The 18,191-nt window shown below is 56.0% G+C and carries 15 protein-coding genes; 14 read left to right on the forward strand and 1 reads right to left on the reverse strand.

The features are described from left to right. The first annotated feature begins 137 nt into the window (after positions 1–137). The 4 genes from WN53_RS11990 (at position 138) to cra (ending at position 5,783) form a co-directional block, all read left to right on the forward strand. Positions 138–1,943 carry an AMP-dependent synthetase/ligase gene (locus tag WN53_RS11990; RefSeq protein ID WP_024483537.1) on the forward strand — a complete coding sequence of 602 codons (1,806 nt, stop codon included), beginning with the start codon at positions 138–140 and terminating at the stop codon, positions 1,941–1,943. 341 nt (positions 1,944–2,284) lie between these two features. Next, entirely contained in the window at positions 2,285–4,003 is a 1,719-nt protein-coding gene (ilvI, locus tag WN53_RS11995; protein WP_024483536.1) for an acetolactate synthase 3 large subunit, read from the forward strand. Continuing rightward, positions 4,003–4,497 carry an acetolactate synthase small subunit gene (ilvN, locus tag WN53_RS12000; RefSeq protein ID WP_021179312.1) on the forward strand — a complete coding sequence of 165 codons (495 nt, stop codon included), beginning with the start codon at positions 4,003–4,005 and terminating at the stop codon, positions 4,495–4,497. The genes ilvI and ilvN overlap by 1 nt, the downstream gene beginning before the upstream one ends. A 281-nt stretch (positions 4,498–4,778) precedes the next feature. Further along, positions 4,779–5,783, forward strand: coding sequence for a catabolite repressor/activator (gene cra / locus WN53_RS12005; protein ID WP_021179314.1), 1,005 nt, complete (start codon positions 4,779–4,781; stop codon positions 5,781–5,783). Between the two features lie 25 nt (positions 5,784–5,808). Here the strand turns inward: cra and WN53_RS12010 are convergent, their stop codons facing one another. Beyond that, positions 5,809–6,249, reverse strand: coding sequence for an L-alanine exporter AlaE (locus tag WN53_RS12010; RefSeq protein ID WP_024483535.1), 441 nt, complete (start codon positions 6,247–6,249; stop codon positions 5,809–5,811). Positions 6,250–7,144: 895 nt separating this feature from the next. Between WN53_RS12010 and mraZ the strand changes: the two genes are divergently transcribed. From mraZ to murG, 10 genes are read left to right on the forward strand one after another with little or no spacing between them, the layout of a single operon-like run. Further along, positions 7,145–7,603, forward strand: a complete 459-nt coding sequence (mraZ, locus tag WN53_RS12015) for a division/cell wall cluster transcriptional repressor MraZ (RefSeq protein ID WP_024483534.1) — start codon at positions 7,145–7,147, stop codon at positions 7,601–7,603. Positions 7,604–7,605: 2 nt separating this feature from the next. Beyond that, positions 7,606–8,547 (forward strand): 16S rRNA (cytosine(1402)-N(4))-methyltransferase RsmH, encoded by a 942-nt coding sequence (gene rsmH, locus WN53_RS12020; protein WP_024483533.1) that lies wholly within the window; start codon positions 7,606–7,608, stop codon positions 8,545–8,547. Further along, positions 8,544–8,864 (forward strand): cell division protein FtsL, encoded by a 321-nt coding sequence (gene ftsL / locus WN53_RS12025; protein ID WP_024483532.1) that lies wholly within the window; start codon positions 8,544–8,546, stop codon positions 8,862–8,864. The genes rsmH and ftsL overlap by 4 nt, the downstream gene beginning before the upstream one ends. Before the next feature lie 42 nt (positions 8,865–8,906). Then, the gene (locus WN53_RS12030; RefSeq protein ID WP_024483531.1) at positions 8,907–10,673 is read left to right on the forward strand and encodes a peptidoglycan glycosyltransferase FtsI; all 1,767 of its coding nucleotides are present in this window, start codon (positions 8,907–8,909) and stop codon (positions 10,671–10,673) included. Next, entirely contained in the window at positions 10,660–12,147 is a 1,488-nt protein-coding gene (gene murE / locus WN53_RS12035) for a UDP-N-acetylmuramoyl-L-alanyl-D-glutamate--2,6-diaminopimelate ligase (RefSeq protein ID WP_024483530.1), read from the forward strand. Before WN53_RS12030 ends, murE begins: the two co-directional genes overlap by 14 nt. Beyond that, a complete protein-coding gene (murF, locus tag WN53_RS12040; RefSeq protein WP_024483529.1) occupies positions 12,144–13,505 on the forward strand; it encodes a UDP-N-acetylmuramoyl-tripeptide--D-alanyl-D-alanine ligase in 1,362 nt (453 codons plus the stop codon). The genes murE and murF overlap by 4 nt, the downstream gene beginning before the upstream one ends. Then, positions 13,499–14,581 (forward strand): phospho-N-acetylmuramoyl-pentapeptide-transferase, encoded by a 1,083-nt coding sequence (gene mraY / locus WN53_RS12045; protein WP_021179322.1) that lies wholly within the window; start codon positions 13,499–13,501, stop codon positions 14,579–14,581. Before murF ends, mraY begins: the two co-directional genes overlap by 7 nt. 2 nt (positions 14,582–14,583) lie before the next feature. Further along, positions 14,584–15,903 (forward strand): UDP-N-acetylmuramoyl-L-alanine--D-glutamate ligase, encoded by a 1,320-nt coding sequence (gene murD / locus WN53_RS12050; RefSeq protein WP_024483528.1) that lies wholly within the window; start codon positions 14,584–14,586, stop codon positions 15,901–15,903. Next, on the forward strand, positions 15,900–17,102 hold the full coding sequence (ftsW, locus tag WN53_RS12055) for a cell division protein FtsW (RefSeq protein ID WP_024483527.1): 1,203 nt from the start codon (positions 15,900–15,902) through the stop codon (positions 17,100–17,102). The genes murD and ftsW overlap by 4 nt, the downstream gene beginning before the upstream one ends. Positions 17,103–17,105: 3 nt before the next feature. Next, positions 17,106–18,170, forward strand: a complete 1,065-nt coding sequence (gene murG / locus WN53_RS12060; RefSeq protein ID WP_024483526.1) for an undecaprenyldiphospho-muramoylpentapeptide beta-N-acetylglucosaminyltransferase — start codon at positions 17,106–17,108, stop codon at positions 18,168–18,170. Positions 18,171–18,191: the final 21 nt, after the last annotated feature.

Raw genomic sequence — 18,191 nt, forward strand, 5'->3', positions numbered from 1 at the left:
TCTACGCTGAAATCCCTTTTCCCACAGCCGGAGACTAGGTAGACTGCGAAAAAAAAGTAAACACGTGTAAGCTGAGATGTGAGAGCTTCCGCTCCAATCGCGGTTAACTGGTTGATTAATTTCAGGCATAGAGCGCTATGACCAATACCTTGCAGCATTACCATCAGGTCGAACGTATACAGCATCAAATTGCTAACCGTGCCGAACATACGGCTTTCCGTCAGTGGTCCCCGCAGGGAGAAACACGGCTGACCTGGTCGCAAGTCGGGGCGCATATGCAACATATTGCCTGCGCCTTGCTGGCACTGGGCGTTGAGGTACAGGAACGTATCGCAATTTTTGCCAACAACAGCATGGCCTGGTCGTTGGCCGATTTGGCGATCCTCGAACTGCGGGCGGTCAGCGTACCGCTTTATGCCACCAACACCCCGGCTCAGGCGGCATTTATCATTAACGATGCCGATATCCGCATTCTGTTTGTCGGCGAGCAGGAACAGCTGGATGCCGCGATTGCGCTGCGTGGCGTATGCCCGCAACTGACCCACATTATTGTCTTTGATGCTTCAGCCGATTTGCGTGGCTGTGAGATTGCTCAACACCTGCATCATTTCGAACGTCTTGCGGATATCGAGCGCTTCGATGCCCTGCGTCAGCAAAGAATTGCCGAGCGCGATTTACAGGATTTGTTCACCCTTATCTACACCTCAGGCACCACCGGGGAGCCGAAAGGCGTGATGCTTGACTACCGCAATATGGCCGCACAGCTGCAACTGCATGACGATCGCCTGACGGTGACGGCGGATGACGTTTCCCTGAGCTTCCTGCCACTGTCACACGTGTTTGAACGTGCCTGGAGCTTCTTTATCATGCATTCGGGCGCGCAGAACGTTTATCTGCCCAATACCGACTGGGTGCGGGAAGCTATGGCCGATGTCAAACCGACCCTGATGTGCGCAGTGCCACGCTTTTATGAAAAAATCTTCAGTGCGGTGCATGAAAAGGTCGCTCGTGCGCCTTGGCTGCGGCGTGCCTTATTCCACTGGGCCATCGTCTGCGGAGAACGCAAGTTCCTTCAGGAGCGGGCTGGTAAACCGTTAGGCAAGCTGTTCGACCTCTCTCACCGCTGGGCTGACAAACTGGTGTTAAGCAAGCTGCGGGGGATCCTGGGGGGGCGGGTACGCTTCTTGCCAGCGGCCGGTGCCAAGCTTGATGACAACGTCATTCTGTTCTTCCAGGCGATGGGCATTAACATCAAATATGGCTACGGCATGACGGAAACCTGTGCCACAGTCTCCTGCTGGGAAGAAAACAACTTCCGCTTTGGTTCGATCGGCAAGCCGTTGCCCGGCGTGGAAGTGCGCATTGGCGATGAAAATGAAATCCAGGTGCGTGGGCCAATCGTGATGCGCGGCTATTTCAATAAACCGCTGGAGACGGCCGATAGCTTTACTGCAGACGGTTGGTTGAAAACCGGCGATGCCGGCATGATCGACGATGGCGGCAACCTGTTTATTACCGAGCGGCTGAAGGATCTGATGAAGACCTCTGGCGGCAAATACATTGCGCCACAGATGCTGGAAGGCACCCTGGCGCAGGATCGCTTTATTGAACAGGTCGCGATCGTTGCCGATGCACGCAAATTTGTTTCCGCGTTGATCGTTCCGAGCTTCGAGTCGTTGGAAGAGTATGCCAAATCGGTCAATCTGAAGTATCAGGATCGGCTCGAACTGCTGCGCAACAGCCATATCATCGAAATGTTCGAAAAGCGTCTGCGGGAGATGCAAAAAGAGTTGGCCCTGTTTGAGCAGGTGAAGAAATTTACCCTGCTGCCAGCCGCCTTCTCGATGGAATTGGGGGAACTGACTCCGACCCTGAAACTGCGCCGCAAGGTGATCCTCCAGCGTTACCAGCATGAAATTGAGTCCATGTATCAGGAAAAATGAGGGATAGACATCCCTCAACCGGTTCATTGTACGTAGGGGCGCCGCAGGCTGCGCCCGATTAGCTTGCCTAATATAGTTCTGTAATTATCCCACTATGCAAAACAATGCCTAGCTGAATAACCTCTCAGCTAGTGCATAGTTTTGCCAAGCCGCGCATCTCCAGCCTGATGGCAATACCCTTGCCCACGATAAGCCATTTTGCCGTTTGCCTGCCCCATATTCTGACGCTATGTTAAGAGTCCAAAACGTCCATAAGATTTTTGGGGCCATGCCCCAGACAGGACAGGCGCTACGTTCCGGCGTCAGACAAGAGCAAGCTATGTAAGCCTGGAGGCAAACCCATGGAAATATTGTCAGGAGCCGAGATGGTCGTCCGATCGCTGATCGATCAGGGCGTTAAGCATGTATTCGGCTATCCGGGCGGGGCGGTACTCGATATCTATGATGCCCTGCACACGGTGGGGGGCATCGATCATATTCTGGTGCGCCACGAGCAAGGGGCGGTGCATATGGCCGATGGCTATGCACGAGCGACCGGTGAAGTGGGCGTAGTGCTGGTCACTTCCGGCCCAGGGGCCACCAACGCCATTACCGGCATCGCCACCGCTTATATGGATTCCATCCCGATGGTGGTGCTGTCTGGCCAGGTGCCAAGCTCGCTGATTGGTTACGATGCCTTCCAGGAGTGCGACATGGTGGGTATCTCCCGCCCGGTGGTAAAACACAGCTTCCTGGTCAAGCGTACCGAAGACATACCTTCCGTGCTGAAAAAGGCGTTTTACCTGGCTTCTACCGGCCGCCCTGGCCCAGTGGTGGTCGATCTGCCGAAGGATATCGTCGGTCCGGCGGTAAGAATGCCTTACGCGTATCCGCAGGACGTCAGCATGCGTTCCTACAACCCGACGGTGCAAGGCCACCGCGGGCAGATCAAACGCGCCCTGCAGACCATTCTGGCGGCAAAAAAGCCGATCATGTACGTGGGCGGCGGTGCCATCAATTCGGAGTGCCATGAAGAGTTGCTGCAACTGGCGGAAAAGCTGAACCTGCCGGTCACCTGTACGCTGATGGGGCTGGGGGCGTTCCCTGGGACTCACCGCCAAAGCGTCGGTATGCTGGGCATGCACGGCACCTATGAAGCCAACAAGACCATGCATCATTCCGACGTGATTTTTGCCGTTGGGGTGCGCTTTGACGATCGCACGACCAATAACCTGGCCAAATACTGCCCGGATGCCACGGTGCTGCATATCGATATCGACCCGACCTCCATTTCCAAAACGGTGGATGCCGATATTCCTATCGTTGGCGATGCCAAACAGGTGCTGACGCAGATGCTGGAACTGCTGGCGCATGAGGACAAAGCGCAGGATTTCGATGCGCTGCGTGACTGGTGGCAGTCCATTGAGCAGTGGCGCGCGCGTGATTGCCTGGGCTACAGCAAAGACAGTGGCACCATCAAACCTCAGGCAGTGATCGAAACGCTGCACCGCCTGACCAAGGGCGATGCCTATGTCACCTCCGACGTTGGCCAGCACCAGATGTTTGCCGCGCTTTATTATCCATTCGATAAACCGCGCCGTTGGATCAACTCTGGTGGCTTGGGCACCATGGGCTTTGGCTTACCAGCCGCCCTCGGGGTGAAACTGGCACTGCCAGACGAAACGGTAGTGTGCGTCACCGGTGACGGCAGCATCCAGATGAATATCCAGGAGCTGTCCACGGCTCTGCAGTACAATCTGCCGGTGGTGGTGGTCAACCTGAATAACCGCTACCTGGGCATGGTGAAGCAGTGGCAGGACATGATCTATTCTGGCCGTCATTCACAGTCCTATATGGATTCCTTGCCGGACTTCGTCAAGCTGGCCGAAGCCTATGGCCATGTCGGCATCGCCATTCGTACCCCGGATGAGCTTGAAAGCAAGTTGGCGCAGGCGCTGGCTGAAAAAGAACGTCTGGTGTTTGTCGATGTGACCGTCGACGAGACTGAACATGTTTATCCAATGCAGATCCGCGGTGGAAGCATGGACGAAATGTGGCTAAGCAAAACGGAGAGAACCTGATGAAGCGCCGTATCTTATCGGTATTACTGGAAAACGAATCCGGTGCGTTGTCGCGCGTCGTCGGGCTGTTCTCTCAGCGTGGCTACAACATCGAAAGCCTGACGGTTGCTCCTACCGATGATCCAACCTTGTCGCGCATGACGATCCAGACGGTGGGTGATGAAAAGGTACTGGAGCAGATAGAGAAGCAGTTGCATAAGCTGGTTGACGTTTTACGCGTCAGTGAGCTGGTGCAAGGGGCTCACGTTGAGCGTGAAATCATGCTGGTGAAGCTGCAGGCTAGCGGCTACGGTCGTGAAGAGGTGAAACGCAGCACGGATATCTTCCGTGGCCAGATTGTGGATGTCACCTCGTCGCTTTACACCGTGCAGTTGGCGGGGACCAGCGACAAGCTGGACGCCTTTCTCAACGCCGTACGTGAAGTAGCGGAAATCGTCGAAGTGGCCCGCTCGGGGATTGTTGGCGTGTCGCGCGGCGACAAGATTATGCGCTGATAGCGGGTTTTCTGCACTGTATCCGGGGCGTGGCAGGTTTGCTGCGCCCTTTCTTTTTAATTTTTTGCCCATTTGCTGGCACCTTTGGGCGAAAGCGGTTGCTCGGCCGTGTTTTCTGCTGTTAGATCGCCATTACGGGTTGAATAACCATAGTGACTATCATGGTTACTCATTACCCTTCCGCTTTCGGTTCGCTGCATGCTTAGCCGTACATTGAAAGCCTGGGGTAAACAACGCCACACGATCCATTGTCATTTTGAGAGTCATTTAAAGGGGTTAACGTGAAACTGGATGAAATCGCGCGTCTCGCAGGCGTTTCGCGCACTACGGCCAGTTATGTCATCAACGGCAAGGCGAAGCAGTATCGTGTCAGCGATAAAACCGTCGAAAAAGTGATGGCCGTGGTCAGGGAGCACAATTATCACCCGAATGCCGTAGCGGCAGGGCTGCGTGCAGGCCGCACTCGTTCTATCGGCCTGGTGATCCCGGATCTGGAAAATACCAGCTATACCCGCATTGCCAACTATCTGGAACGCCAGGCGCGTCAGCGCGGTTATCAACTGTTGATCGCCTGTTCGGAAGATCAGCCGGATAATGAAATGCGCTGCATTGAGCACCTGCTGCAACGCCAGGTTGATGCGATCATCGTCTCCACGGCGTTACCGCCGGAGCATCCTTTCTATCAACGCTGGGCTAACGATCCTTTCCCGATTATCGCGTTGGATCGCGCTCTGGATCGTGAACACTTTATCAGCGTGGTAGGGGCCGATCAGGAAGACGCCTTTGCCCTGGCGCAGGAGTTACGCACTTTCCCCGCCAAGTCGGTGTTGTATCTGGGGGCTTTGCCTGAGCTTTCGGTCAGCTTCTTGCGTGAGCAGGGTTTCCGTCAGGCCTGGCAGGATGATGAGCGGCAGGTGGATTATCTGTATGCCAACAGCTATGAACGTGAAGCAGCCGGTGTGCTGTTCGCGGAATGGTTGAAAACCCATCCGATGCCACAGGCGTTGTTTACCACCTCATTCTCGCTGTTGCAGGGAGTGATGGACGTAACGCTGAAACAGCGTGGGCGTTTACCGGCGGATCTGGCGATTGCCACCTTTGGTGACCATGAGCTATTGGATTTCCTGGAGTGCCCAGTGCTTGCCGTGGCCCAGCGCCACCGTGATGTTGCCGAGCGGGTGCTGGAGCTGGTGCTTGCCAGCCTGGATGAACCACGCAAACCCAAACCGGGTATGACGCGCATTCGCCGTAACCTGTTCCGCCGTGGCAGCCTGAGCCGCAAGTAATCTTCAAGGGGCCGTAATTCGGCCCCTAAACGTAACCCACCACGCGAAACAGCCTGCGGCAATACTCCAGAAAATAGCCGTACACTACGCCCATCGCCATTGAGATCACCGCATTACTGGTCACCGCGGCCAGGATCTGCTGACCGTCTGCACCCACGCTCCAAAGAATGGCAGCGTAAACCGGCGATTGGAAACTGACATAAGCCAACAGATCGGCCAGGTTACGCAGCAAAAACTGCCCGTGTGGGCTGCGGCGTGCGGTGGCGATAAAGAAATCGCGGTAGCGGCCATAGGGCCAGGCGATCAGGATATTGACGGGGATCGACACCAGTCGGGAAGAGAGCGATTGGCTAAAGCTCATGCCCGAAATCAGTATTTCAATCGCCATCCCGACGATAAAACAGTACACCACCAGCGCAAAAGTATCGGCGGCAGCGCTGCGCCATGATGAAACGGCTCTAGACATGACACGATCCCTGAATTTATCGGTTAATATGTTGTTTGTTAATGTTAATTAGGTGTTATTAACTGACCATGCTGCTATTTGGTAGTTTACTTGACTGCATTGATTGTTATAAGTGGCTTAAAATTTTTATTTTTAACATTTGAGTGATTTTTATCCTGACAACAGGGGGGAAAGCGCGTAAAGCAGGAATTTAAAATGGCAGTTGTGAAAATTACGATTATAAACAGTGTGTTATGATTGTATGGCAACGGTGAGATGAGGGTTTTGCGGCTGATTTAGCGATAGGCTCACTAATTTTACGTATATTCCTAAAGTCGCAAAAAAATCCAGATGAATTGTAAATAGGTGTTTTGAGAATAATCTTACCATTTTGATTTGAATCATAATTAGCGGCTTGAGCCAGTGCTTCGCCATTTATTTTATCGTTGGGTTGTTCTTTGACGGAATAATTGAAGTAAAATAGCGCGCCGTTGGCAGCGAAATACTCAGCGAGTGTTATTAAGTCAAGGGTTTATGGCATTTCCCTGCTGGCAGGCGGCTTGCAGCCAAGCCTTGACCGATGCGGGATGCGGTGGGGTTGTCCCCGCCGAGAGCGATGTTGAAAAGTGAGACCTGGATTGCAGAAGGACATAATGAGTTATTTAATCGTCAATTTGTGTTTATTTTAATCACACTCTTTCCGCTTAGAAAATTCTCCTCTTTAATCATGATGTTAATTTATATTCATGCAATAAATAGAGTTCCTTTCGTGAGCCAGCCTCCAAAATATGCCTATAAATATTGCCAAACCGCTCTTGCTCTGGCTTGACAAGGTTTTCATACCCTCCGTAAACTCCCTTATGTGGGAATTTGTGGTGTAAAGTGGTGAAAAGGGTCACGAGGGGGTAGCTCAGGTATGTTTCGTGGGGCAACGATGGTCAACCTCGACAGTAAAGGACGGCTTGCCGTACCGACCCGTTATCGGGATTTACTGAATGAGGAATCGCAAGGCCAAATGGTTTGCACCATTGACCTCCATCAGCCCTGCCTGCTGCTTTATCCATTACCTCAATGGGAAATCATCGAGCAAAAGTTGTCCCGTCTGTCGAGCATGAATCCCGCCGAGCGTCGAGTCCAGCGCTTGCTGTTGGGCCATGCCAGTGAGTGTCAGATGGATAATGCCGGCCGGTTGCTGTTAGCCAATACGCTACGCCAACATGCCGGGCTTACTAAAGAAGTGATGCTGGTCGGGCAGTTCAACAAGTTTGAACTGTGGGATGAACAGACCTGGTATCAACAAGTCAAGGATGATATTGACGCGGAACAATCCACTCAGGAACCGTTGTCTGAGCGGCTACAGGACTTGTCACTATAAGCATGCTGGAAAATTATAAACATACGACCGTACTGCTGGATGAGGCCGTGAAGGGTCTCAATATTCGCAGTAACGGCATCTACATCGACGGTACTTTTGGTCGCGGTGGTCATTCTCGTCTGATCTTGTCCCAACTGGGGCCGGAAGGGCGCTTGTTGGCTATCGATCGCGATCCGCAGGCAATTGCCGCAGCTGAATCTATTGCAGACCCACGTTTTACTATCATCCACGGCCCGTTTTCCGATTTGGCTGACTATGTGCAGCAACGGGAACTGGTGGGCAAGATCGACGGCGTGTTGCTCGACTTGGGGGTTTCTTCCCCGCAGTTGGATGACGCAGAACGCGGATTTTCCTTTATGCGTGACGGCCCGCTGGATATGCGTATGGACCCTTCAAGCGGCCAATCCGCCGCCGAATGGTTGATGAAAGCGGAAGCCGACGATATTGCCTGGGTGCTGAAAACCTTCGGTGAAGAGCGCTTCGCCAAACGTATCGCCCGCGCCATCGTTGAAAGAAACCGCGTAGAGCCGATGACCCGTACCAAGGAACTGGCCGAGCTGATCGCCCATGCCAGCCCGTTCCGTGATAAGCATAAACACCCGGCAACCCGCAGCTTCCAGGCGATCCGTATCTACATCAACAGCGAGCTGGAAGAGATCGAGCGTGCGCTGGACGGTGCATTAGCCGTGTTGGCACCAGAAGGCCGCCTGTCGATCATCAGCTTCCATTCGTTGGAAGACCGTATCGTCAAAAGCTTTATGCGCCACCACAGCCGTGGTGCCCAGGTTCCGGCAGGAATTCCGCTAACCGAAGCGCAGTTGCGTGAAATGGGCGGCCGCACGCTGAAAGCCTTGGGCAAAATGAAGCCAGGTGATGTCGAAGTGGCGGAAAATCCACGGGCGCGCAGTTCGGTGCTGCGTATTGCCGAGAGGATGCCTGCGTGATTGGTAATGAGCGCCACGGTTTAGTTGGCGTCATTGGTGGCGATCTGCTGCGTAACGCCAAGATCCCGCTGATTCTGATGATTGCCGCGCTGGTTTCCGCCGTGTTTGTGGTGACCACCGCGCACCGTACCCGCCTGCTGACCGCCGAGCGTGAACAGCTGGTGCTGGAGAGGGATGCGCTGGATATCGAATGGCGCAACCTGATCCTGGAAGAGAATGCCCTTGGCGATCACAGCCGTGTTGAGCGTATCGCCACCGAAAAACTGCAGATGCAACACGTTGATCCATCGCAGGAAAATATCATTGTCAAGCCATGAGTGGTTTAGCCGAAGTCATGATACGGAGCAAATAGCTAACGCATGAAAGCAGTACGTCCCGGTAAGAAGTTGAAACGCCAGGAAGATCAGGCCAGCTTTGTCAGCTGGCGTTTTGCGTTGCTGTGCGGCTGTATTCTGTTGGCGCTGGTTGGGCTGATGCTGCGTGTGGCTTATTTGCAGGTGATCAATCCGGATCGGTTGGTGAAAGAAGGCGACATGCGCTCGCTGCGTGTGCAGTCGGTGCCCACCGCGCGTGGCATGATTAGCGATCGCTCTGGCCGCCCGTTGGCGGTGAGCGTGCCGGTGAACGCTGTGTGGGCCGATCCGAAAGAGTTGAACGAACGCGGGGGTATTACGCTGGATTCGCGCTGGAAAGCGCTGTCCGACGCGTTACAAATTCCGCTCGATCAGCTCTCCAATCGTATTAATGCCAATCCGAAGGGGCGCTTTGTCTATCTGGCCCGGCAGGTTAATCCGGCGATTGGTGATTACATCCACAAGCTGAAATTGCCTGGCATCTACCTGCGCCAGGAATCGCGCCGCTACTACCCGTCTGGCCAGGTTACTTCTCATATCATCGGCGTGACCAACATTGACGGCGAAGGGATCGAAGGGGTCGAAAAGAGCTTTGATCGCTGGCTGACCGGCCAACCGGGCGAAAGAACCGTACGTAAAGACCGCTATGGCCGAGTGATCGAGGACATCTCCTCGGTAGACAGCCAGGCGGCGCACAATCTGGCGCTGAGCATCGATGAACGCCTGCAGGCGCTGGTTTACCGTGAACTGAATAACGCCGTTGCCTTCAACAAGGCGGAGTCTGGTACCGCAGTGCTGGTGGACGTGAACACCGGCGAAGTGCTGGCGATGGCCAACAGCCCATCGTACAACCCGAACAATATGGCCGATACGCCGAAAGACACTATGCGTAACCGTGCCATCACCGATATTTTTGAACCTGGTTCTACCGTGAAACCGATGGTGGTAATGACGGCGTTGCAGCGCGGCGTAGTGAAAGAAAATAGCGTGCTCAATACCATCCCTTACCGCGTTAGCGGCCATGAAATCAAAGACGTGGCGCGTTATTCGGAACTGACCGTGACCGGGATCTTGCAGAAGTCGAGTAACGTCGGTGTTTCAAAGCTGGCGTTAGCGATGCCGTCCTCAGCGTTAGTAGATACTTACTCACGTTTTGGGCTGGGAAAAGCGACCAATTTGGGGCTGGTCGGAGAAAGCAGTGGCTTATACCCAAAAAAACAACGGTGGTCTGACATAGAGAGGGCCACCTTCTCTTTCGGCTATGGGCTAATGGTAACCCCGTTACAGTTAGCGCGAGTCTATGCCACGATCGGCAGCCTGGGCGTTTATCGCCCGCTGTCGATCACCAAGGTTGACCCTCCGGTTGCCGGTGAACGCGTCTTCCCTGAGGCTACCGTGCGTACGGTAGTGCACATGATGGAAAGCGTCGCCTTGCCGGGCGGTGGTGGGGTGAAAGCCGCCATCAAGGGTTATCGTATTGCCATTAAAACCGGTACCGCCAAAAAGGTCGGGCCGGATGGTAAATACGTCAACCGATATATCGCTTATACCGCGGGGGTGGCGCCAGCAAGCCAGCCTCGTTTTGCTCTGGTGGTGGTCATCAACGACCCACAGGGTGGGAAATACTACGGTGGTGCGATTTCCGCGCCGGTGTTTGGTGCCATCATGGGGGGCGCGCTGCGGATCATGAACGTTCAGCCAGATGCGTTGCCCACCGGTGACAAAAGCGAATTAGTGATTAATAACAAAGAGGGTTCAGGTGGCCGATCGTAATTTGCGCGATTTACTCGCTCCGTGGGTGCCAACGGCACCCGAGCGCGCGCTGCGGGAAATGATATTAGACAGCCGTATTGCGGCTGCCGGGGATCTGTTTGTCGCCGTAGTTGGCCATCAAACGGATGGACGCCGCTATATTCCGCAAGCCATCGCCCAAGGGGTTGCCGCCGTTATCGCTGAAGCGGAAGGCGAAGCTGAAGACGGTAAAATTTGCGAAATGCATGGCGTGCCGGTGATTTACCTGAGCCAACTTGGCCAGCGCCTGTCGGCGTTGGCCGGGCGTTTCTATCATCAGCCTGCCGAACGTCTGCGCCTGATTGGCGTGACGGGGACCAACGGTAAAACCACCACCACCCAACTGTTAGCCCAGTGGAGCCAACTGTTGGGTGAAACTGCCGCCGTGATGGGCACCGTGGGCAACGGTTTGTTAGACCAGGTTTGCCCAACGGAAAATACCACCGGCTCTGCCGTCGACGTGCAGCACGTGCTTAACGATCTGGCGCAGCAAGGGGCCACTTTTGCCGCGATGGAAGTTTCGTCTCATGGCCTGGTGCAACACCGCGTGGCGGCTTTACCCTTTGCCGCAGCCGTATTCACCAACCTGAGCCGCGATCATCTGGATTACCACGGTGACATGGCCAGCTACGAAGCGGCCAAATGGTCACTATTTGCGGGCCACGACGTTGGTCAGGCGATCATTAACGCCGACGATGAAGTCGGGCAGCGTTGGCTGGCCAAATTGCCAGACGCGGTGGCCGTCACCATGCAGGACAATTTGCAGCCTGGCTGCCATGGCCGCTGGCTGAAAACCACTGCGGTGGACTATCACGATAACGGTGCCACCATCCACTTCAGCTCAAGCTGGGGTAACGGCGAAATCGAAAGCCGCCTGATGGGGGCCTTCAACGTCAGTAACCTGATCCTGGCATTGGCGACGCTGCTGTCACTCGGTTACCCGTTGGAGAAGCTGGTTAACACGGCCAATCAGCTACAGCCGGTCTGTGGCCGGATGGAAGTCTTCAATGCGCCAGGCAAGCCGACGGTGGTGGTGGATTATGCCCACACCCCGGATGCCCTGGAAAAAGCGCTGGAAGCCGCTCGCCTGCATTGCCAAGGGCAACTGTGGTGCGTGTTTGGCTGCGGTGGCGACCGTGATAGAGGTAAGCGCCCACTTATGGGTGGCATTGCCGAACAGTTTGCCGACCGGGTGGTGATAACGGATGACAATCCGCGCACCGAAGAACCGCAGGCAATCATCAAGGATATTCTGGCCGGGCTGCTGGATGCCGGACATGTGCAGGTGATCCACGGGCGCGCCGAAGCCGTGACCAGCGCCATCATGCAAGCCAAAGAGCAGGATGTGGTGCTGGTAGCAGGTAAAGGCCACGAGGATTACCAACTGGTGGGCAACCGCCGTCTGGATTACTCCGATCGCACCACCGTCGCACGTTTGCTGGGGGTGCTGGCATGATCCCGATCTCCCTCCAGACGCTGGCGGCGGTATTGGATGCCGAGCTGATTGGCACCGACTGCATCATTACAGAAGTGACGAGGGATACTCGTCAGGTCACTGCGGGTTGCCTGTTTGTGGCCCTGAAAGGCGAGCGTTTCGATGCTCACAACTTTGCCGCCGATGCTGTCGCCGCTGGCGCAGGCGCTTTGCTGGTAAGTAAGCGCTTATTGGTGGAGGCTCCGCAACTGGTGGTGAAAGATACCAGTCTGGCACTGGGGCAGTTTGCCGCTTGGGTACGTCAGCAGGTGCCAGCCAAAGTGGTGGCGCTGACCGGTTCATCGGGCAAGACCTCGGTGAAAGAGATGACCGCGGCCATTTTACGTGAATGTGGCGAAGTGCTGCATACCGCCGGGAATTACAATAACGAGATTGGCGTGCCGCTAACGTTGCTGCGTTTAGAGCCGCAGCATGATTTTGCGGTGGTTGAACTGGGTGCCAACCATATCGGTGAGATTGCCTATACCACCGCCTTGGCGCAACCGCAGAGCGCGCTGGTGAATAATCTGGCCGCTGCCCATCTGGAAGGTTTTGGCTCACTGGCAGGCGTTGCGCAGGCCAAGGGCGAAATCTTTGCCGGTTTGCCGGCGGATGGCGTGGCGATCCTCAACGCCGATAGCAACGACTGGCCGCACTGGCAGGCACAGTTACAGGGCAAGACAGTCTGGCGTTTCTCCCCCCAGGCTGCGGAATCAGTGGATTTCTTTGCCAGCGATATCCAGGTGAAAGGGAGCGTGACTCACTTCACCCTGCACAGCCCGTTCGGCACGGTGGCGATTGAGTTGCCATTGCCGGGCCGCCATAACGTGGCCAATGCGTTGGCGGCAGCAGCATTGGCGATGTCGGTTGGCGCTACGCTGGCCGCCGTGAGTGCAGGCTTGCAACAGCTTCAGGCAGTGCCAGGGCGTTTGTTCCCGATCGCCTTGGCGCAAGGCAAGCTGTTGCTCGATGACAGCTATAACGCCAACGTCGGCTCCATGACGGCAGCAGCGCAGGTGCTGGCAGAAATGCCGGGTTATCGCGTGATGGTCGTTGGCGATATGGCCGAGTTGGGTGCAGAGGCCGAAGAGTGTCATCGTCAGGTGGGTGAAGCTGCCCGTCTGGCCGGTATTGATAAAGTCATCAGCGTGGGTGGGCTGAGCCAGGTATTGAGCTCCGCCGCCGGTAACGGTGAACATTATCAGGATAAAACAGCAGTGACCGCGCGCGTAGCGGAACTACTCTCAGCACATGCGGTAATTACCGTGTTAATCAAAGGTTCACGTAGTGCCGCAATGGAGCAGGTAGTACGCGCGTTACAGGAGAAAGCACCATGTTAGTTTGGCTGGCCGAACATTTGGTCAAATATTACTCAGGCTTCAACGTCTTTTCCTATCTGACGTTCCGGGCCATTGTCAGCCTGCTGACCGCCCTGTTCCTTTCCCTGTGGATGGGGCCGAAGGTGATCAAACGCCTGCAGGAAATGTCCTTTGGTCAGGTAGTGCGTAACGACGGCCCAGAATCGCACTTTAGCAAGCGCGGCACGCCGACCATGGGCGGCATCATGATCCTGACCTCCATCACCATTTCGGTGCTGATGTGGGCCTATCCGTCCAACCCTTACGTGTGGTGCGTACTGTTCGTACTGGTGGGTTACGGCATCGTCGGCTTTGTCGATGACTATCGCAAAGTGGTGCGCAAAGATACTAGGGGGTTGATTGCCCGCTGGAAATATTTCTGGCAATCGGTGATTGCCCTGGTCGTGGCCTTTGCCATGTATGCCGTAGGAAAAGACACGCCAGCCACCGAGCTGGTTGTGCCGTTCTTTAAGGACATCATGCCGCAGCTGGGCTTGCTGTACGTGGCGTTGGCCTACTTCGTGATTGTTGGCACCAGCAACGCGGTCAACCTGACCGATGGGCTGGATGGCCTGGCGATCATGCCAACCGTGTTTGTGGCGGCGGGCTTTGCGCTGGTGGCCTGGGCGACCGGTAACATGAACTTCGCCAACTACCTGCATATACCGTATCTGCGTCATGCCGGTGAGTTGGTCATTGTCTGCACCGCGATCGTCGGGGCCGGTTTAGGTTTCTTGTGGTTTAACACCTATCCGGCTCAGGTGTTTATGGGTGACGTGGGTTCACTGGCACTGGGCGGCGCGTTGGGCACCATCGCCGTGCTGCTGCGCCAGGAGTTCTTATTGCTGATTATGGGCGGCGTGTTCGTGGTTGAAACGCTGTCGGTGATCCTGCAGGTGGGATCGTTCAAGCTGCGCGGGCAACGTATTTTCCGCATGGCGCCGATCCACCATCACTATGAATTGAAAGGCTGGCCAGAACCACGGGTGATCGTGCGCTTCTGGATTATTTCGCTGATGCTGGTGCTGATTGGCCTGGCGACGCTGAAGGTGCGCTGATTATGGTGGATTATCAGGGTAAAAAAGTGGTCATCATCGGGTTGGGCCTCACCGGCCTGTCCTGCGTTGATTTCTTTATGACCCGTGGCGTGACGCCGCGGGTTATGGATACCCGTATTTCGCCGCCGGGGCTGGATCAACTGCCCGAGAGCGTTGAACGTCATCTGGGTTCCCTGAACCAGGAATGGTTGCTGTCTGCGGATTTGATTGTGGCTAGCCCAGGCATGGCATTAGCGACTCCGGCTTTGAGCGCTGCCGCCGATGCCGGGGTTGAGATCGTCGGTGACGTTGAGCTGTTCTGCCGTGAAGCCCAGGCGCCAATCGTGGCGATCACCGGTTCCAACGGCAAGAGCACCGTCACCACGCTGGTGGGCGAAATGGCCAAGGCCGCCGGTTGGGCCGTGGGCGTTGGGGGCAATATCGGCCTGCCAGCGCTGAGCCTGCTGCGCCAGGAGTGCCAGCTGTACGTGCTGGAGCTGTCGAGCTTCCAATTGGAAACCACTCACAGCCTGCATGCCGCCGCGGCCACCATTTTGAACGTGACCGAAGATCATATGGATCGCTATCCATTTGGCCTGCAGCAATACCGTGCCGCCAAGTTGCGCGTCTATGAAAATGCCGAAGTCTGCGTAGTGAATGCGGACGACGCGCTGACCATGCCGGTGCGCGGTGCCGATGAGCGCTGCGTCAGCTTTGGTGCCGACGTGGGGGACTATCATCTGAATCGCCAGCAGGGTGAAATCTGGCTGCGGGTGAATGGTGAGAAAGTCCTCAACACCAGCGAGATGAAGCTCACCGGTCGCCATAACTTTACTAATGCGTTGGCGGCTCTGGCCCTGGCTGATGCCGTCAAGCTGCCGCGTGCGTCCAGCTTGAAAGCGCTGACAACCTTTACCGGCCTGGAGCACCGCTTCCAACTGGTGTGGGAACACAACGGCGTGCGCTGGATTAATGATTCCAAAGCCACCAACGTCGGCAGTACCGAGGCTGCGCTGAACGGCCTGCAGGTTAAGGGCACGCTGCATCTGCTGTTGGGCGGTGATGGCAAGTCTGCGGACTTCTCGCCGCTGGCGCGCTATCTGCAAGGTGACAACGTGCGCCTGTACTGCTTTGGCCGTGATGGCGCACAACTGGCGCAGCTGCGTCCGGAAGTCGCGACCCAGACAGAAACGATGGAGCAGGCGATGCAGGCCATTGCCCGCCAGGTGACATCAGGCGATATGGTGCTGTTGTCACCGGCCTGCGCCAGCCTGGATCAGTTCCGTAATTTTGAAGTGCGTGGCAACGAGTTTGCCCGTCTGGCACAGGAGCTGGGCGGATGAGATTACGGGTGCCGACGTTCGGCCTGACCAACAAGCTGAAAGACTGGGTGATGGGATCGCGTGAAAGCGATACGAGCAGCATGGTGCTGTATGACCGTACCCTGCTGTGGCTGACCTTTGGCCTGGCGATTGTTGGTTTTGTGATGGTGACGTCGGCCTCAATGCCTATCGGCCAGCGCCTGGCAGAGGATCCGTTCCTGTTTGCCAAGCGTGATGCACTTTACCTTGGCCTGGCGTTCGGCCTGTCGCTGGTGACGCTGCGTATCCCGATGGCCGTTTGGCAGCGCTATAGCAACGTCATGCTGCTGTTATCGATAGTCTTGTTGCTGGTGGTGCTGGTGGTTGGCAGCTCGGTCAACGGGGCTTCACGCTGGATTTCACTGGGCCCGTTGCGTATTCAGCCCGCTGAGTTATCCAAGCTGTCGCTGTTTTGCTACCTGGCGAGCTATCTGGTGCGCAAGGTAGAGGAGGTCCGCAGCAACTTCTGGGGCTTCTGTAAGCCAATGGGCGTGATGGTGGTGCTGGCGGTGCTGCTGCTGGCCCAGCCGGATTTGGGGACGGTGGTGGTGCTGTTTATCACCACGCTGGCGATGCTGTTCCTGGCCGGGGCAAAGATGTGGCAGTTCCTGGCGATCATCGGATCGGGCGTGTTTGCCGTGGGGTTGCTGATCATCGCGGAACCTTACCGTATGCGCCGTGTGACTTCGTTCTGGAATCCATGGGCCGATCCGTTTGGCAGTGGTTATCAGTTAACCCAGTCGCTGATGGCGTTTGGCCGCGGCGAGTTCTGGGGGCAAGGCCTAGGTAACTCGGTACAGAAACTCGAGTATTTACCCGAGGCGCATACCGACTTTATCTTCTCCATTTTGGGCGAAGAACTGGGCTATATCGGTGTGGTTTTCGCCCTGTTAATGGTATTCTTCGTCGCTTTTCGCGCCATGTCGATTGGCCGCAGGGCGTTGGAGATAGACCAGCGATTTTCCGGTTTTCTGGCGTGTTCGATCGGTGTCTGGTTCAGTTTCCAGGCATTGGTGAACGTCGGGGCGGCAGCGGGGATGTTGCCAACCAAAGGCTTGACCTTGCCACTGATAAGCTACGGTGGCTCGAGCCTGATCATTATGTCGACGGCGATCGTGCTGTTGCTGCGAATTGATTATGAAACGCGCCTGACCAAAGCGCAGGCGTTTGTGAAGAGGTAGCGGATGAGCGGTAAAGCTAAGCGTTTAATGGTGATGGCAGGCGGTACCGGCGGGCACGTGTTTCCGGGGCTGGCGGTCGCGCATCATCTGATGGCGCAGGGCTGGCAGGTTCGCTGGCTCGGCACCGCAGACCGAATGGAAGCCGATCTGGTGCCAAAGCACGGGATCGAGATTGATTTTATCCGCATCTCCGGGCTGCGTGGCAAAGGCCTAAAAGCGCAGTTGACCGCACCGGTGCGTATCTGGCAGGCGGTGCGTCAGGCGAAAGCGATTATGCGCAGCTATCAGCCGGACGTAGTGCTGGGGATGGGCGGTTACGTTTCTGGCCCTGGCGGTTTGGCCGCCTGGCAGTGCGGTATCCCGGTAGTGCTGCATGAGCAGAACGGCATTGCGGGCCTGACTAATCGCTGGCTCTCCAGGATCGCCAAGAAAGTGTTACAGGCGTTCCCAGGTGCGTTCCCGAATGCGGACGTCGTGGGTAACCCGGTGCGTACAGATGTGTTGGCGCTGCCGCTGCCCGCTGAGCGTTTGAACGGGCGTGAAGGGCCAATCCGCGTGCTGATTATCGGCGGTAGCCAAGGTGCACGCGTGCTGAATCAGACAGTTCCTGAAGTCGCCGCGCTGCTGGGCGATAGAATAGCTCTCTGGCATCAGGTAGGTAAGGGCGCATTGCCAACGGTACTGCAAGACTACGAGAGGGTAGGGCAGACCGGGCACAAGGTGACCGAGTTTATTGATGACATGGCAGAGGCTTATGCCTGGGCGGATGTGGTGGTGTGCCGTTCTGGCGCGCTGACCGTCAGCGAAGTGGCGGCGGCGGGACTACCGGCCATTTTTGTGCCGTTCCAGCACAAAGATCGTCAGCAATACTGGAACGCGCGTCCTCTGGAAGAGGCCGGTGCAGCCAAAATTATTGAACAGCCGCAGTTTACTGCCGATGTCGTGGCGGAACTGCTGGCAAGCTGGGATCGCCCAACGCTGTTGAAGATGGCCGAAAAGGCCCGAGCGGTAGCGATCCCGGATGCAACAGAACGTGTGGCGGCAGAAATTATTCGTGCAGCCCTGTAAGGCCGTCGGGGTTACCCCTGT

The sequence above is a fragment of the Serratia fonticola genome (assembly GCF_001006005.1).
Classification (GTDB): domain Bacteria; phylum Pseudomonadota; class Gammaproteobacteria; order Enterobacterales; family Enterobacteriaceae; genus Chania; species Chania fonticola.

What these genes read in the sequence shown, in the direction of transcription:
- murG (WP_024483526.1), top strand. Translation starts at nt 17,106, where the DNA reads ATGAGCGGTAAAGCTAAGCGTTTAATGGTGATGGCAGGCGGTACCGGC.
- mraZ (WP_024483534.1), top strand. Translation starts at nt 7,145, where the DNA reads ATGTTTCGTGGGGCAACGATGGTCAACCTCGACAGTAAAGGACGGCTT.
- mraY (WP_021179322.1), top strand. Translation starts at nt 13,499, where the DNA reads ATGTTAGTTTGGCTGGCCGAACATTTGGTCAAATATTACTCAGGCTTC.
- rsmH (WP_024483533.1), top strand. Translation starts at nt 7,606, where the DNA reads ATGCTGGAAAATTATAAACATACGACCGTACTGCTGGATGAGGCCGTG.
- murD (WP_024483528.1), top strand. Translation starts at nt 14,584, where the DNA reads ATGGTGGATTATCAGGGTAAAAAAGTGGTCATCATCGGGTTGGGCCTC.
- murF (WP_024483529.1), top strand. Translation starts at nt 12,144, where the DNA reads ATGATCCCGATCTCCCTCCAGACGCTGGCGGCGGTATTGGATGCCGAG.
- ilvI (WP_024483536.1), top strand. Translation starts at nt 2,285, where the DNA reads ATGGAAATATTGTCAGGAGCCGAGATGGTCGTCCGATCGCTGATCGAT.
- ilvN (WP_021179312.1), top strand. Translation starts at nt 4,003, where the DNA reads ATGAAGCGCCGTATCTTATCGGTATTACTGGAAAACGAATCCGGTGCG.
- ftsW (WP_024483527.1), top strand. Translation starts at nt 15,900, where the DNA reads ATGAGATTACGGGTGCCGACGTTCGGCCTGACCAACAAGCTGAAAGAC.
- WN53_RS11990 (WP_024483537.1), top strand. Translation starts at nt 138, where the DNA reads ATGACCAATACCTTGCAGCATTACCATCAGGTCGAACGTATACAGCAT.
- WN53_RS12030 (WP_024483531.1), top strand. Translation starts at nt 8,907, where the DNA reads ATGAAAGCAGTACGTCCCGGTAAGAAGTTGAAACGCCAGGAAGATCAG.
- WN53_RS12010 (WP_024483535.1), bottom strand. Translation starts at nt 6,249, where the DNA reads ATGTCTAGAGCCGTTTCATCATGGCGCAGCGCTGCCGCCGATACTTTT.